The 15,706-nt window shown below is 48.3% G+C and carries 16 protein-coding genes; 14 read left to right on the top strand and 2 right to left on the bottom strand.

Annotated elements, in window-relative coordinates; translation table 11 throughout:
* The 6 genes from AC1XTG_RS03815 to AC1XTG_RS03790 all read left to right on the top strand — a co-directional run bounded on the left by AC1XTG_RS03815 (position 1) and on the right by AC1XTG_RS03790 (position 7,674).
* Entirely contained in the window at positions 1-618 is a 618-nt protein-coding gene (locus AC1XTG_RS03815; RefSeq protein ID WP_484841077.1) for a DUF4159 domain-containing protein, read from the top strand.
* Positions 619-692: 74 nt separating this feature from the next.
* Entirely contained in the window at positions 693-1,676 is a 984-nt protein-coding gene (locus AC1XTG_RS03810; RefSeq protein ID WP_484841076.1) for an AAA family ATPase, read from the top strand.
* Between the two features lie 19 nt (positions 1,677-1,695).
* The gene (locus tag AC1XTG_RS03805) at positions 1,696-2,598 is read left to right on the top strand and encodes a DUF58 domain-containing protein (RefSeq protein ID WP_484841075.1); all 903 of its coding nucleotides are present in this window, start codon (positions 1,696-1,698) and stop codon (positions 2,596-2,598) included.
* The gene (locus AC1XTG_RS03800) at positions 2,598-3,803 is read left to right on the top strand and encodes a BatA domain-containing protein (protein WP_484841074.1); all 1,206 of its coding nucleotides are present in this window, start codon (positions 2,598-2,600) and stop codon (positions 3,801-3,803) included. Before AC1XTG_RS03805 ends, AC1XTG_RS03800 begins: the two co-directional genes overlap by 1 nt.
* Entirely contained in the window at positions 3,796-6,000 is a 2,205-nt protein-coding gene (locus AC1XTG_RS03795) for a hypothetical protein (RefSeq protein WP_484841073.1), read from the top strand. Before AC1XTG_RS03800 ends, AC1XTG_RS03795 begins: the two co-directional genes overlap by 8 nt.
* 18 nt (positions 6,001-6,018) lie before the next feature.
* A complete protein-coding gene (locus AC1XTG_RS03790) occupies positions 6,019-7,674 on the top strand; it encodes a hypothetical protein (RefSeq protein WP_484841072.1) in 1,656 nt (551 codons plus the stop codon).
* On the opposite strand, the gene AC1XTG_RS03785 is transcribed toward AC1XTG_RS03790, so the two are convergent.
* The gene (locus AC1XTG_RS03785; RefSeq protein WP_484841071.1) at positions 7,675-8,481 is read right to left on the bottom strand and encodes a tetratricopeptide repeat protein; all 807 of its coding nucleotides are present in this window, start codon (positions 8,479-8,481) and stop codon (positions 7,675-7,677) included.
* A gap of 70 nt (positions 8,482-8,551) precedes the next feature.
* Here AC1XTG_RS03785 and AC1XTG_RS03780 point away from each other — a divergent pair, with 70 nt between their 5' ends.
* Positions 8,552-8,710 (top strand): hypothetical protein, encoded by a 159-nt coding sequence (locus AC1XTG_RS03780; RefSeq protein ID WP_484841070.1) that lies wholly within the window; start codon positions 8,552-8,554, stop codon positions 8,708-8,710.
* 19 nt (positions 8,711-8,729) lie between these two features.
* A complete protein-coding gene (locus AC1XTG_RS03775; protein WP_157474775.1) occupies positions 8,730-9,032 on the top strand; it encodes a hypothetical protein in 303 nt (100 codons plus the stop codon).
* Between the two features lie 49 nt (positions 9,033-9,081).
* Here the strand turns inward: AC1XTG_RS03775 and AC1XTG_RS03770 are convergent, their stop codons facing one another.
* On the bottom strand, positions 9,082-11,466 hold the full coding sequence (locus tag AC1XTG_RS03770) for an ABC transporter permease (RefSeq protein WP_484841069.1): 2,385 nt from the start codon (positions 11,464-11,466) through the stop codon (positions 9,082-9,084).
* 209 nt (positions 11,467-11,675) lie between these two features.
* Between AC1XTG_RS03770 and AC1XTG_RS03765 the strand changes: the two genes are divergently transcribed.
* The 6 genes from AC1XTG_RS03765 (at position 11,676) to AC1XTG_RS03740 (ending at position 15,513) form a co-directional block, all read left to right on the top strand.
* On the top strand, positions 11,676-12,194 hold the full coding sequence (locus AC1XTG_RS03765) for an RNA polymerase sigma factor (RefSeq protein ID WP_484841068.1): 519 nt from the start codon (positions 11,676-11,678) through the stop codon (positions 12,192-12,194).
* On the top strand, positions 12,178-12,963 hold the full coding sequence (locus AC1XTG_RS03760) for a HEAT repeat domain-containing protein (RefSeq protein ID WP_484841067.1): 786 nt from the start codon (positions 12,178-12,180) through the stop codon (positions 12,961-12,963). Before AC1XTG_RS03765 ends, AC1XTG_RS03760 begins: the two co-directional genes overlap by 17 nt.
* Positions 12,964-12,995: 32 nt before the next feature.
* Positions 12,996-13,784, top strand: a complete 789-nt coding sequence (locus AC1XTG_RS03755; RefSeq protein ID WP_056286722.1) for a DUF4097 family beta strand repeat-containing protein — start codon at positions 12,996-12,998, stop codon at positions 13,782-13,784.
* Between the two features lie 12 nt (positions 13,785-13,796).
* A complete protein-coding gene (locus AC1XTG_RS03750; RefSeq protein ID WP_484841066.1) occupies positions 13,797-14,495 on the top strand; it encodes a DUF4097 family beta strand repeat-containing protein in 699 nt (232 codons plus the stop codon).
* 113 nt (positions 14,496-14,608) lie between these two features.
* Positions 14,609-14,989, top strand: coding sequence for a hypothetical protein (locus tag AC1XTG_RS03745; protein WP_157474777.1), 381 nt, complete (start codon positions 14,609-14,611; stop codon positions 14,987-14,989).
* A gap of 311 nt (positions 14,990-15,300) precedes the next feature.
* Positions 15,301-15,513, top strand: a complete 213-nt coding sequence (locus AC1XTG_RS03740; protein WP_056286731.1) for a PD-(D/E)XK nuclease family protein — start codon at positions 15,301-15,303, stop codon at positions 15,511-15,513.
* The last annotated feature ends 193 nt before the right edge of the window (positions 15,514-15,706 follow it).

Genomic DNA, 15,706 nt, shown 5'->3' with positions numbered 1-15,706 from the left:
TTGAAGCCTTTCTTTTTCACACGAATTCAATACACTTCGGGTAACTGGGATACCGATCAGCGAATGCCTTCCAATCTGTTGCATTCGCTGGTCGAGTACACCACAATCCCGGTTGACGAGAAAGAAAAAGTAGTGCAGCTTAGCAGTAACGAGCTTTTCAAGAGTCCATTCTGCTATTTAAGCGGTCACAAACTGGTCGAATTTTCACAGCAGGAACGCGATCATTTCCGCAGGTATGTTCAAAATGGCGGCTTTGTTTTTGTAGACGATTGCAACCACGATATTGACGGACTGTTTGCTAAGTCGTTTGAGCAGGAAATGGAACGCACTTTTGGCCCCAAAGCATTACAGAAAATCCCGAATAATCACCCGATTTACCACTCCTTCTTCAAATTCGAAGACGGTCCTCCAACTACATCATTCGAGCTAAACGGCTGGGGCGACGACCTGGTCCACGATTACCTCAAAGCCATTACGATCAATGGCCGCATCGGCGTTTTGTACAGCAATAAAGACTACGGCTGCGAATGGGACTACGATTTCAGGAACAAACGGTTCCTGGCCGTGGATAATACAAGGTTCGGGGTCAATATTGTGGTTTATGCGTTGGGAGTTTAGGAAAGGAGAACGGAGGAAAGGGAGGATGGAGGGACAAGTAAAAAAATAGCAGATTAACATTAATTTTTTCCATATTGAATACTTCACCAGAACATTACAAATCACTTGTTTCCAAGCTTCCGCTCCTGAAAAGGGAGATTGCGAAGGTGATCGTTGGGCAGCGGGAAGCGATTGATGAAATATTGATCTCATTGCTTGCGTCGGGGCATTGCCTGCTGGAAGGTGTGCCGGGGCTCGCGAAGACTTTGATGGTAAAAACCATGTCAGAAGCTTTGCACATGAGCTTCAAACGGATACAGTTTACACCCGACCTGATGCCGGGCGATATTGTGGGTACTGAAATCCTGGAAGAAGACCATGACACAGGCAGGAAGTTTTTTAAATTCAATCGCGGGCCGATATTTGCCAATGTGGTACTTGCGGATGAGATCAACCGAACTCCGCCAAAAACGCAGGCTGCATTGCTCGAAGCCATGCAGGAAAAAAGCGTGACCTACGGAGGAGAAAGCTATCAAATGCCTGATCCTTTTTTGATCATTGCCACCCAAAATCCCATTGAGCAGGCCGGTACCTATCCATTACCAGAGGCGCAGCTTGACCGCTTTTTACTTTATATCAAACTGAATTACCCCAACGAACAGGAGGAACTGGATGTACTGAAAGGTACAACCGGCTCGGCCAGGGCGCAGGTGGAGCGGGTTCTTTCTGATACCGATATCCGCGATTTGCAACAGCTTGTCCGCCAGGTGCATATCAGTGAGGAGCTGATCGTGTGGATCAATAAGCTGGTTCGCGCTACCCGGCCTGAGGGCAGCCCGTCGGCATTTGTAAAGGAATGGTGTGACTGGGGCGCTGGTCCGCGGGCAGGGCAGGCGCTTGTACTTTGTGCCAAAGCCAGGGCTGTGTTGCACGAACGTTTCGCGGTTATTCCGGAAGATATACAAACGCTTGCCTATCCCGTTTTTCGTCACCGCATTGCTATGAACTTCCGCGCGGAAGCTGAGAATATCAACAGTGACCAGGTGATCAGCGATTTGCTTGCCACGCTCAAACCCTGACACCAATTTCACATTCAGGATGGCAAAGCAAAAAGGCCTGTTGGCAGCAAATCTGGTAAAGCTCAAAAACCTCCAACTTACCGGCAAGCTGGTGAGCGAGGAGCTGATGCTCGGTATACACGCCAGCAAACGCTCGGGGATCGGCATTGAATTTGAACAATACCGGCACTACCAGCCTGGCGACGATCCCAAGCGGATCGACTGGAAGCTTTTTGCAAGAACCGACAAACATCTTGTCCGCGAATCTTCCACCGAGAGCGACCGCCAGCTACGTTTTTTACTTGACCTTTCCGGCTCCATGAATTATGCCGAAAATGGCGTCAGCAGGCTTCAATATGCACAGATATTGCTTGCCTCGCTGGCTTACCTGGGTTACATTCAAAATGACCAGATGAGCTTGTATGCTTTGAAAAACGGCAGTCTGGAAACCATATGTGCGGCAGGTTCATCTGCTTCGGGCAAACAGGCTTTTCAGAAGATGCTGGTGGGACTGGAAAAGGCGGAAGCTTCGGGAGAGTGGAGGATGGAGGGAGGGGAAGAAGGGAAACTGACTGAGCTGCGATCAAAGAAAAAGGAGCAGCTTATTCTTGTAAGTGACCTTTTGCAGGTAAATGAAGAGTGGCTGCAACTGATAAGTTCATTGGCAAATCCGAATCGCGAGATTGTGATTTTCCAGATTTTGGGCGATCAGGAGCTTGACTTTACATTAAGTGGTTTTTACAGGTTTAAGGATCTGGAAACCGGGAGAGAAATGGAGCTTGACGCTGCTTCTGTCCGCGAAAAATTCGTGGCGTCGGCACAGGCGTATTTTGAGAAACTTAAAAGTGACTTGCAGATCCCGTTTGTGCATTTGATCACAGCCAGGTTAAGCGACCCGATCGGAATGGTGTTAAAAACATTTTTAACCAAAAGAAAAGGCTGATGGAATTGCTGCAACCGTGGATGCTGTGGGGAATTACAGGGGTCGCATTGCCGATCGCTATTCACTTTTGGTACCAAAAAAAAGGGGAGGTAATTGCCTGGGCAGCATCGCGGTGGCTGGTGGATGAAAGCTCGCTCAAACACAGAGGTATCCGTCTGCACGAGATCCTGCTGCTGCTCATTCGTTGTTTCCTGATTATCCTGCTTGCATTGTTACTCAGTCAGCCGGTTTTGCATGGGTGGAAAAGCAATGAGGCGCAAGAGCGCGTGCATCTCGTGCAGGCGGATCCCAGGGTTGTGAATAATTATCGGTTTGAGATTGAAAATGCATTGAAGGCAGGCGAGCACGTTTTTTGGATCAGCCCCGATCAGCAGGCACTGCGCTCTACTTCAGAGATACCTGAGGTGGGTAATCCTGTACAATACATTCAGAAAAGCATTAACAAGCTGGCCAAAGGGCAAACGAGCATCTACCTCTTGGCAGACCAGCAGCTGCTTTCTATGCCCAAAGTAGTTGTGCCAGGTAAGTTCAGTCTGTATACGCTTACCGATTCTGCTTCGATGCAGCCGGCTAATTATATGGAGTTGAATGAAGGTAAAAGGTTGTTTGTCAATCCTGGTAGTGGCGTGTTGGAAGTTGCGCAGAATGGAGCATCAACAGTACGGCTCGCTTCTAAGCCGGTGCATTCCGGTGATTTAAAGCTATTGATTGACTATAAAAATCCTGCGGAAAGACAGTCTGTTATGGCAGCTGTAAAGGCACTTACTGAGGTTTACAGCTTGCCTTTTCAAATGGATGAGAAAGCAAATGCAGACAATGTGTACGATTGGATATTGTCTGATCAAAAACCAGCAAAGACCGCGGCAAAAACCCTCTATGTGATCTCGGGAAAAACAGCGGATTTGCCGCAACATAGTAATGTAGTTTACGTAACTGACTCCCTGCTTTTGAATTCGTCCGACCTGGTTCGGAATGGGAGGTTGCCGGAATGGCTAGGGGAGATATTTACTTCTTTTTACCAACTAAAAAACAGGAAAGAGCCGCTTAGCAGACAGCAGTTAAGTTTATTATTTGAAGAAGTTGAAATGCCACAAACACAGGAAGCAGCTGAACTCCGGAAGTGGCTCTTGCTTGCGTTCGTTTTACTAACAGCGTTAGAAAGGTGGCTTGTATTGCGTAAATCGACCCTTGCACGTTATGCATAGTCTGAACAAATTGATCAGCTCGGTGTCGGTGCAGCTTTTTGCAGCCGGATTGATCCGCTGTGTATCGCTCGCAGTCGCGGCCTTTCTGCTTATTTTTACATTTGCTTCTGCCGCGTACGCTGCGCTTGCTTCGGGACTTGTTTTTGCATTCGCTATCTGGCAAAATAAGTTATATGAAAGCAAAAAGTCCGGTGCAATCGCACTGATCCATCGCTACACGGGCGATACTGAATACAGCTTGCATTTGCTGGAAAAAGAGGAGCTGAACCTGGCTGAGCAAATGCAGTTGGAGCGAATTTCGAAAAACCAGATCAGCTTTCCTTTCCGTGAGTTGTACTCCGGAATGGCGCCTTATGCTGGTGTGCTCGCAATAGCCGCCATCATTTATTTTCTCCATCCTCAATGGAATTCAGCTGATAAACCGGCTAGCCAAAATGCCGGGCTTGTTCAGCAGGAGCGGACGAATGCGCCCGAGGTTGCGCCCCGGCTCGTGCGGGCAGAAGTGTCTGTGAGTCCGCCTGCATACACCGGGCTGCGGCAAACGGATTCAGAAGATCTGAATGTGTCGGCCATTACCGGCTCGAAGCTGGGTTGGGAGGTGGAGTTTAACAACACAAATAAGCTGACTGTTAAGCTGGCCAATGCACGGGGAGAGGAAGTGCGCTTTGTCAGGAAAGGCACTGTTTTTCAATATTCCGACCGGCTTGCAGGTTCGGGTTTGTACTCCATTAAAGGTTATTGGAAGGATTCACTCGTTTACCAGTCAGAGTTTTACAAGCTTGATGCGATTCCCGACCTTGCTCCCAAGATAGAGCCGGCTTCGAAGGAGTTGTACAAATATCATTTGTTGAAAGACAGTAAAACACTCCGCGTTTCAGCCAGGATCTCCGATGATTTTCAGGTCAGACAGGCATTTATAGTTGCTACGGTCGCACGGGGTTCGGGAGAGAATGTGAAGTTCCGGGAAATGCGGTTCCCATTGAGTCCCAATCAATTCAAAGAAGCCAATGTTCAGAAAACGATTAACCTGAATGAGCTCAACTTTACACCCGGCGATGAACTTTACTATTATTGGGCAGCGGTAGATAACCGGGTACCCGAGGGTAATTTTACCAAATCGGATACCTACTTCCTGGTTTATAAAGACACTGCGCAGATTGAAGAAGCGGAACTGGCTACGATGGCAGTCAACGTCATGCCTGAATATTTCCGGAGCCAGCGGCAGATCATTATTGATACTGAAAAGCTGATTGCAAAAAGAAGAAAGTTGGAGAAAAAGCCATTTAATGCGGCTTCAAACGAGATAGGGTATGATCAGAAGCTGCTCCGGCTGCGGTATGGACAATATTTGGGAGAAGAGTTTGAAACCAATATCGGGGGCGGCGAGGCTCCCGGCGAAATCCCGGAAGGTAATATCATAGATGCATTCACGCACCATTCTGACGGAACAGGAGAAGCAGCCGAACAGCACCAGGCGGAGGGAAATGCCGGTGATCATGGACACGATCACGGGAAAACTGCGCCGCCAACCGAATCGAAAGACCCGCTCGCTGCTTTAATGGAGCAGTACACGCATTCGCACGACGATGCCGAAACAAATACCTTTTACGAGCAGTCGACCAGGAGTTTGCTGAAATCGGCATTGGAACAAATGTGGCAGTCGGAACTGCATTTGCGGATGTACGAACCTGAAAAGGCGCTTCCATTTGAGCATAAGGCGTTAGAATACCTGAAATCGGCACAACAGAAAGCGCGGACTTACGCCAAAAAGAGCGGCTACGATCCGCCGCCGATCAAGGAAAAAGAGAAGCGGCTTACGGGCGAGTTAAAGGATATAGCGGCGGATTTTACCTCCGAAAAAATCTATGATCAAAAGCAAACTGCGCAGCTTGCCGCCGAAGTGCTCGGGTTTGTGGACCGTGTGAAAACCGACAAAAACAGTCAGGCACGTTTGCGGCTGGCCGGAAGTGAGCTGAGCGACCGGCTGATCTCGGCAGGTCCGTTTAATGGCGGCTTGCAGAACTGGCCGCTGATTGCCGCATTGCAAAAACTGGTGAGCGGTAAAGTGCTCTCCAAGACAGAAAAGGAAGAATTGAAAACCGGCCTGTACAAATATGCCAACCGTGGAGTGCAGGGATATAAAGGGTATTCGGCTGATAAAAAGCTGGAAGAAGCTTTCTGGAAAAAGCTTCGGTAGCTGACAAATTGAATTTGAATGATCCAACTTGATTTCGACTGGTCTGACACATTAAGCCTGATTACCCTGGCAGCGGCGATCATCGCGGCTTTGGCTACATTGCTGCGGGGGATTTTTGCTTTAAAGAATCGCCCTGTCAATGGCAGGAGAGCTGGATTGAAGCTGCTACTGAATGTGATTTTATGGCTGAGTGTGATCGCGTTTATATTACAGCCACAGCTTACCTTAAAGGCGAGAGTTACTACCGGAATCCTGCCAGGTAGTGAAGTTCCAGCTACTTTTCTGCGTCATTTGCAGGATAGTCTGCGGCGGGCGGAAGTGGTTCCAGTTGAGGAAATAGCGCATGCGGGGGTGGATACCTTGCTGCTCGTGGGGACAGAGTTTCCGCCGCGTTTGTTTACCAGCTTACCATTGTCTGCGGCCCCGCCGGTGATCAGGTGGATACCATATGATAAGCCTGACCGGTTTGTGCATCTCCAATGGAAGGGAATACTGCGCAAAGGTGAAATGCAGGAAGTGTCTGGCCGGCTTGTATCTACTAAAAAGCAGGTGCTTAAACTTGGGTATGGCAGGAATACACTGGATAGTACCATGCTGATCAAGGGTGAAAGTCGATTTAAGCTCCGATTTCCTGCATTTTCAGAAGGCAGGACAACGGTCACATTGGGGATTGATGGTCAGCAACAGGATACGCTCCGATTTTTTGCCAGGCCTGCTACTCCGCTTGCGGCGCGCTTTATCCTGGACAGTCCCGACTTTGAAAGCCGGAACCTGGCTGCTTGGCTGGGTAAGAGCGGACATGCTGTGGTGTATGATGTCGCGATTGCGAAGGATCTGAAATCGAGTGTTAAAATCAATGCGGCCAAGGCGCCCGATCTGGTCATCACGAATGCAGCCAATGCTAATTCCGCGGCTGTGAAGAAGGCACTGACAGGAGGCGCCAGTGTTCTTTTTATTGGTCTCACTAATCCTGAATCTGAAATCAGGCGCATTAATGAGGTTGTAGGTACCCGTTTTCAGGTGCGCAAAATTTCAAACGAGCCTGCCGTAAAAGTGCAGCCCCAGCTGGACGCTCTGCCTTTTCAATTCGTTAATGCTGCTAATCAGATCAAAGTTGCAGGAATGCCGGTTGCTATTGAAAAACATCGCGGTAATGTGGGTGTCAGTCTGCTGAATGAAACTTTCCCGATGCAACTGGCAGGTGATTCGGTCACATACCAAAAGGTTTGGGATACGATTCTGGCTAATTTAAAACCCGCCGGGAGTCACAATCTGGAAATTGAAGCACCGGTTATTAAAGGTGTAAAAGCGCGGTTGGGCCTGAATAATTTCGCTGCATTGCCGCGCATTTTGCCAATCGGGTCGGATACCCTTTTTGCTTCCAAATCGCCTCTTAATTTCAGTGCGGGCAGCGCGGAGTTTATACCGGTGCAATCGGGCTGGGTCGCATTACAGGATTCAGTGCCGGCGGAGATTTATATTGAAAATGATTCAGAAACAGCACAGCTGGCTCGCATATCCACTTTGGTAAGTACTTACGAAAGGCTCTCGGAGATTACGGGCGAACCTGAATCAACATCCAGAACCGCTTCACGTGCATTGCCGGAATGGGTATGGTTTCTGTGGCTGATGATCTGCTTCGCTGCGCTCTGGATCGAAGAGAAATTTTCGTAATCACTGGTTTTCCAGATCATTAAGCGTTACCTGCCGCGGATATGGTGCAAAGTGCGAATTGGGTTCATTGATCCGGTAGCCTTCTTCTATGTACTGCCGGGCTTTCTGAAAATACGTGGTCTGGCGATTGTTACCCATAATTTTGAGCGTCAGTCCCATGTAATAGTTGGCGGTAGGGTGCTGCTCATACAGTTGCAGGCATTCATTCAGCCGCTCCTGCGCCTTGTCAAGCTCCCCCGACAGATAGTACATGATCCCGAAGTACAGCAATGTGTTATAGTGGATATCGTTTTTGCCTTCGCCTCTTTTTTGCGTAGCTATATCTTGTAAAAAGCTAATCTCCGCCTTCTCAAAATCACCGAGCTGCATCCAGGCAATGGCTTTGTAAAACGAGAAAGAATGATCCATTGTAAATGCGTGGGGCATTCGCTTTTCAGCCTCCTGGAAATCTGCGATGGCCTTTTCATAATTGCCCGCCACAATGCAATGCAGATAGCCGCGGTAGGGCAGCCAGCGGTTTGTATCAAGTTCAACAGCTTTGTCCATATTTCCGAACAGCTGTTCAAAATCTTTGAGAACCATATAATGCTGGGCTTTTTCCTGATAGGCTTCTGCGATATTCGGACAAATGGAAATGAGGGAATCGTAAGTCTGTGCACGGCTCGGCTGTTCAATAGGAAACAGATCTGCTCGTCGTGAATAGACTGCAAAAAGGCTGTCCCGGTAACTTTCCGAAGCACAATCAGGTTGACTTTGCCCGAATGCGACAGTCGTGATATTTGCCAGAACTAGAATTAACAATCGCATATCTTCCGGTCAGGTGTAAATTTTGTTTGCTAACCAAACAATTCCTATTTTTAATCAAATAACGCGCACTATGTATCTATTTACTCTCAGAATGCACCTGGCTGCGTTGAAGCAGCTTCTTAATGATCGTTCTTCTGAAATGACAGAAGATCAACGCTTAAAGGTTTGGCAAAAGATTGAGACTTTGCAAGACGCGATTGAGCTTTTGGAAAAACTTAAAAAACGCTGAAATCTTAAAACCCAGAATCATGGAAACAAAAACAGAATTGGCATATGAAATTGAGCAATTGCTCGCTGCCGCAGATGAGTCGATTCGGGAGGCACAGTCATTTCTGATCAGTCAGGGTGAGCTGGTAGACCTTACTGAATGGGTCACGATCAAAGAATATTGCAGCCGGTTCAATATACGGAATGTTGAAACTGTTGTCAACTGGATCAACAGGGGGATTATCTCACCTGAAAACGTTCGCACGATTGAAGAATTTAATCATACAAGGCTGATTAAGGCAATTCCGTACAACACAAAGTCTTCTCCCAAAATTAACACCTGATCACAAGCGTGAAACGCTACGCGGTTGCTGCTTGGCACCAGGTAAGCTGCTATTCAGATTTTAAGCTGCGGACCGGGTTTTTCATGGCTACTTTGATAGCCTGGAAACTGACTGTTGCCAGGGTTACCAGCAATGTTCCCGATCCCGTCACCGCGAACACCCACCAGGAAATGTTTGTGTGGTATTTGTATTTAAGCAGCCAGATATTCAGGAAATAGTAAGCGACAGGCGCTGCGATGACGAATGCGACAATAACAAGCACCACAAAATCCCAGGAAAGCATTCCCCAGACATTCAGTACCGTTGCGCCGAGCACCTTCCGTACTCCGATCTCTTTCGTGCGCTGCTCTGCAATGAATGAGGCGACCCCGAAAAGTCCCAGGCAGCTGATCAATATGGCCAGGACAGCAAAGAAAGTAGTCAGTTTGGCAATTCTCACTTCGTCGTAAAATTTGGATGCATAATCCTGGTCAACGAAGCTGAACTGGAATGGCACGCCGGGATCATACTTCTTGAAAACATGCTCTACCTGCGCCAGAGCGGCACTTGCACTCAGCCCCGGAGCAAGCCGGATATTGATCACACCTCCCTGCTCCCTGCCCAGGTTGTAGATCAGGGGCTTGGTAGGTTCATAAGGTGAATCGACGATCATATCTTTGATAACGCCTATTATCCTCACAGGCTCATCAAACCACATTAAATCTTCACCAACCGGATTTTCCAGTCCCATGAATTTCGCGGCTGCTTCATTGATCACCAGGCCGCTGGAATCAGAGGCAAAGGAACGGCTGAAATCGCGCCCGCCGATAAACTTCCATCCGACCGTTTTTCCGTAATCGTGAGATACTTCATTGTAGGAGAAATCGACGGATAATGCAGGGTCTTTTCCTTTCCATCTGAGTCCGCTTGTAGACGACCAGGAGTTAGTGGCCGGACTGCTGGATTCGGCCATTTCAGCAATCGCGCCGGCTCCTTTCAGCTCGTTTCTGACCACGTCGAAATGAGTATGAATATCTGGCGTGGAAAGAAAGATCGTGATCAGGCCCGAGCGATCGTATCCTACGGGCCGGTCTTTGGCAAACTGAATCTGCCGGTATACAACCAATGCGCCGACAATCAATACTATTGATACTGAAAACTGTACAACTACCAGCACTTTCCGCGGGACGGCCGCAAATCTCCCCACCCTGAATGTGCCTTTTAGTACCTTAATGGGCTGAAAAGAAGACAAATAAAGCGCAGGGTAGCTCCCCGCAACTATGGCTGTGAAGAGGCTGAAAGCGAGGCCGATCAGCCAGAATACAGGGTTTGTCCACAGCATGTCGAGCTTTTTGTCGGCTACCTCATTGAAGAAATGAAGTATCAGTAAAACCAGCAGGCATGCAAATGTGAATGCAAATGCGACAACGAGAAACGATTCGCTGAAAAACTGGACAATCAGCTGGTTTCTGACAGATCCGATCGCTTTTCTAATCCCTACCTCTTTCGCACGTTTTTCGGAACGTGCGGTGCTCAGGTTCATAAAGTTGATGCACGCCAGCAGCAGTACAAACGTGCCTATCAGTCCGAAAAGCCAGACATTTTCGATTTTTCCACTTACTTGTTTTCCATTCTTGAAGGTCGAATACAGGTGCCACTTTTCCATTGGATGAAGGAAAACTGCGGGCTTAAACGTCAATTGCTCGGGCCGGATATGTTTCTTTTTAACATCTCTGATCCTGGTTGAAACAGTTTCAATGTCGGCCTGCTCCGTCAGCTGCACATAGATTTGGAAATTGTTTGGCCTCCACGGATCTTCCATCGTTTGAAGCGAAGCATTCGCGATCTCGTACAGCGACCACGGCATCATGAACTGCACCTGATGCAGGGAAGTATTGTGGGGAAGGTCTTTGAAAACTCCGGTCACTTTCAAGTTGGTGCTGTTATCCAGCTTGATAACCTTGTCCATCGGGTCTGCATCTCCGAAGAAAGCTTTGGCTACGGATTCAGAAAGGATGATCGAATAAGGTTCTTTGAGCGCTTTCCAGGTGCCCCGCATCATTTCGAGGCTAAATACCTCCGGTGCAGACTCGTCTATGTAGTGGCCTGTTTTGCTGATCCTTGTCTCGCCGTACGTGAGTATGTGCGGGCTGATCCAGGTCGACATTAATACATGCTTGAAGTCGCTGCCATAACTTCTCCTCAGCTCCTCGCCAAGCGGGTAGGGATTCGAGTTTTGGGTGTCGATGTCTCCGTTGCGCGTTTGATGCTGCATGACCTGGGCAATGCGGCTGTAATTTTTGAAGTACCTGTCATAGGATAGCTCGTCGTGGATCCATAATCCTATCAACATCGCTACGGCCATTCCCATAGCCAGTCCGGAGATATTAATGAAGCTGTAAACCTTGTTTTTGGTCAGCGTCCGTAATGCGATCTTGAAGTAGTTTTTGATCATTCCCGGGCTAAGATGATAAGTGTAAGAATAAGCTGAGTCGACAAATGTCTTGCCACCTGTCTTAAATTGCTCGTGGCGTCTTCAAAGCGCCTTTTTGCTATGTTATTCTGTTCAAAAGCGGACGGATTTTGTTCGTAGCCGAACGTCTCCCGAAAATATTTCTGAGTAGTCTGTAACGAAATTCGTGGTTGATCGTCTTTGTCATTGAAATGGATTTACAAGCTTTCAATCAACGCATATTGCCCGTTCAAGGCCGCCTGTTCCGACTGGCGCAGATGTTCCTTCGCAACAGGGAGGAGGCTGAGGATGCCATTCAGGATGTGTTGATGAGGCTGTGGACCAACCGGCAGCAGCTTGAAACTTACCAGAGCATCGAAGCGCTGGCTGTTCAGATGACGAGAAATCTATGTCTTGACAAACTCAAATCCCACCAGAACCAAAAGGTAGAACGCGGGGCTGATCTGGGCGAGGTGCAAACATTGGAACTGTCGCCTTACCGGCAGCTGGAAAGCAACGATGGCACTGCATTGATACACAAGCTTATTGACGCATTGCCCGAACAATACAGGCTGGTGCTGCACCTGCGGGATGTGGAAGAGTATTCGTTTGAAGAGATAGAAGAAGTAACAGGGCTGACCAATGCGAATATTCGTGTAATCCTTTCCCGGGCACGGCAGAAGCTGCGGGAGACTTACCTTAAAGCAAGCAATTATGAAAGTGGATATTGAAAAGTTATTAGAGAAATATTACGACGGGGAAACCAGTGTGGAGGAGGAGCGGGAGCTTAAAAGGTTCTTCCGTGATGAACAGGTACCGCCGCATTTGAAGAGCCACGCCGCCCAGTTCGGCTACTTTACCGAAGCAAGCCAGGAGCTTCCCTCGCTTACATTTACCAGCAAGCTGGCTTTGGAAATGGACCCACCCAAACAGGGACCGGTGCGGCGGTTTGCAGGCTGGCTCGTGAGGATAGCTGCGGGCGTTGCGCTTCTCATTGTTGGTTTTGCGAGCGGCTGGTTTTTTCAGTCTGGCAAGATGAAGGGTAGCAACCCGGATCCGGCGGAGAATGGCGACGCGCCGGTGGTAGCGATGAAGAATGTGCTTTCGTTCGAGAAAATGAATGTTACCTCGGCAAGCGAGCGGATACAGGCGGTGAACCAGAGCTACGAGCTTACGAATGTAGACCGGGATATCACGCAGCTGCTGATCAATACCCTCAATTTTGACCCGAATATCAATGTACGTCTCGCGGCTTGTCAGGCACTGGTGCATTTTGAAAATGAGCCCGAAGTGAATGAAGCGCTCATCCGCTCCCTGGCTATCCAGACCGACCCGAACATCCAGATCTCGTTGATCGAGGCGCTGGTGGCGATAAAGGAAAAGCGCGCCAGTGACCAGTTCAGGGAAATTGCCCAGAACCAAAAGGTAATGGAAGTGGTGCGCCTGAGAGCGGAAGAGGGGTGGAGCGAGCTGAACCAGGTCAATACGCAAAGTTTATAGTCGAATTTCAATCCATAATTTTTATCAAAACCATGAAAAATGCACTGTTATTAGGTGTGGGTGTACTGTATTGCCTTTCCCGCGCAGACGCTCAGAACCTTGAATTCAAAACAAAGCTGGCCAATTCAAAAGAAAAGAAGGTGGTCATCGAAATGGCAGCCGCCGATATCAAAATCGAAGGCCACAACAGTGACGAAGTATTTATCGCCGCCTCGTCCGGCTATGAAGCCCCGCCTGATCGTGCAAAGGGATTGAAGCCATTGTACTATTCTGGCGTAGATAACACGGGCATCGGCTTGTCGGTAGTGACAGAAGGCAATACCTTGAAAGTGGATAAAGTTACTCGCAAAGACGTCAAGTATACCATTCGTTTGCCGAAACAGGTCGCGGTATTATTCCAGGAAACCAACTGGAGTGGCGGCTCCAATGTGGTGGTTGCTAATATGGACGGAGATCTCGAAATCCGTACCAACAATGCGAATATCAATCTTAACAAGGTCACCGGACCTGTTGTCGCAAACAGCACGAGCGGCAATGTAAATGTGGTTTTTTCCGGTTTAAGCCAAAGCAAGCCGACCGCTATTTCGACGATCAGCGGAGAAATTGACGTTTCGCTTCCGGCCACAGCAAAGTCGAACATGAAGCTGCGGTCCATCAATGGCGAAATGTATACGGACTTTGACCTGGGCGTGAAGAACGCGAAAGACGGGCTGTCCAGACTGGGCGGAGCGAACAACATCGAAGGCAGCACCAATGGGGGCGGCGTTGAAGTTCAGCTTAATACGATCAGCAGCAACATATATATCCGTAAACAGAAATAAACCTGAGCCACCATGAAAAATCTAAACCTGATCATTTGCCTGTGCTTCTTTGCTGCTCCGCTTATGGCGCAGAAGAAAGTAGAAAAAGTACTGCCTTTTAAAACCGGGCAAACAGTTAATCTTGAACTGAAATTTGCCGATAGTATCGTGGTGCGTTACTGGGATAAGCAGGAGGCGCTTGTAAAAATGGATATTACCATCAATGGTGGCCGGCTGAATGATGCACTGCTGATCCGGTCCAGCCGGACAGCCGACGAAGTGAAGTTGAGTACCGATTTTGATGAGCAACTTTTGAAACAAAGCCGCAAGTCCGACTGTCCGGATACCAAGTCGGGTTACTGGACAGACAAGGACGGCGATGCGCGGTACGTTTGCAAGGAAATCCACTACCACGTTTTCCTGCCGCGCAATGCCCAGCTGAAACTGGAAACGATAGACGGTAACATTGATATCCAGGATGCGAGCAGCCCGGTACTCGCCAAAACGATCAGCGGATATGTGGATATGAGCTGGCTGGGTTCCAAAGGGGCGAACGTGGCTATGAAGACCATCACCGGCGAAGTTTATTCAGATCTTGATATTGATTTTAAAACCAAAAAGGACAAAAACCCGATCGTAGGGTACTTGCTGGAAGGTACCTTTAAAGGAGGTGGGCCCGACGTCAGGCTGGAATCCATCAGTAACAATGTGTATCTGAGACAGAGAAAGTAGCATTCATTTTTAGCCATGGAAAGCAGCAATGCCGGAAGATTTATTCCGGCATTGCTGCTTTCCAACCTTTTGGCCGAAATGCTGGTCTCATGGTTGTTCCTAACACTTGCAATATGAAAAAGCTGGCATCCATCACGTCCCTTTTAATTGTCCTGTTTATCGGATGTAAGTCCGATGATAAGATCACCCCAACTGAACAATGGTCCGAGGGTTGCATTTCAATGGTGCCTGACGGAGACAATTACAAGATTGTAGGTGGGTGCTGTTACGAGATTGTTTTTCGTGCTGTGAAATTTCCGGCAGGTGAGAAGCGCTCCATTACGGCGGTTTACTTCACGGGTACCGGCGCTAAAATGATCAACTATCCTATCAAGCTTCTTATCGAGAAGTCGGCAGACGGAAGCAAGCTGAAAGTTTCCAATCCGGCACATTCACAAGAGTTCAACTTTACGCGCGTTAAGGCCGCGCTTGCCTGCTTTTGCGTGTGCGACTAAGTCGGCGCATTGCCCCTCGCTTTGATGTAAAGCCTTAATAACAGACTTTCCGAAGTATTTCGCGTCTCCCCGCTGAGCTGAATCCTGGCGGGCAAAGCTTCATTTAGAATTTACAGTTAACAGCCACGCTCCGGCTCCGGATAATTGTGCCCCCATGAAGGGGCCGCTACACCCTTGATTTTGGCCGCCTCACCACAAACTCACTCCGCCTTTAATATGAATAAAGTATAATTGTAACCGGTTAGTTAGCCGAAAATGTCCATTCAGTGTTGGAAAATTCCTTTAATCAGTAACCACTATAACAAACCCGCATGAAAACGCAGAGTAAGTATCTAGACGAAATTAACAGGCTTCTTGCCGACTATCTTACAGAGATCGAAAAGTCAGATTTGAAACCATTGTCCGCGCAGGTGTACCAGGTTCAATCCAAGAATTTTGTGAGATGGATTAATGGAGAATTCACGCCGGGAGAAGTGAAAAAATCGAAAAGGCAGGCTAAGGAAAATTCTGACAAAGGTAACTAGCCGCTTCCGACTCCAAACTGGCTTATCTTCCGGGACTTTCCAGAAGCCCTGCATTACAATCCCGCATTAAGTACTCTCGTTCCTCTTCCGATTACAATAACTTTTTGGCAGCCGGCCAAATACAAAACACCTTCGCGGCAAAACCGGAAGGTGTAAGATATACTCAACGTTTATAAACAAATCAATCCGGTTC

It is taken from the genome of Dyadobacter sp. HNCC25DJ183 (genome assembly GCF_056895175.1).
Note: the sequence above shows the minus strand (reverse complement) of the source record. Positions and strands in the feature narration are given on the sequence as shown.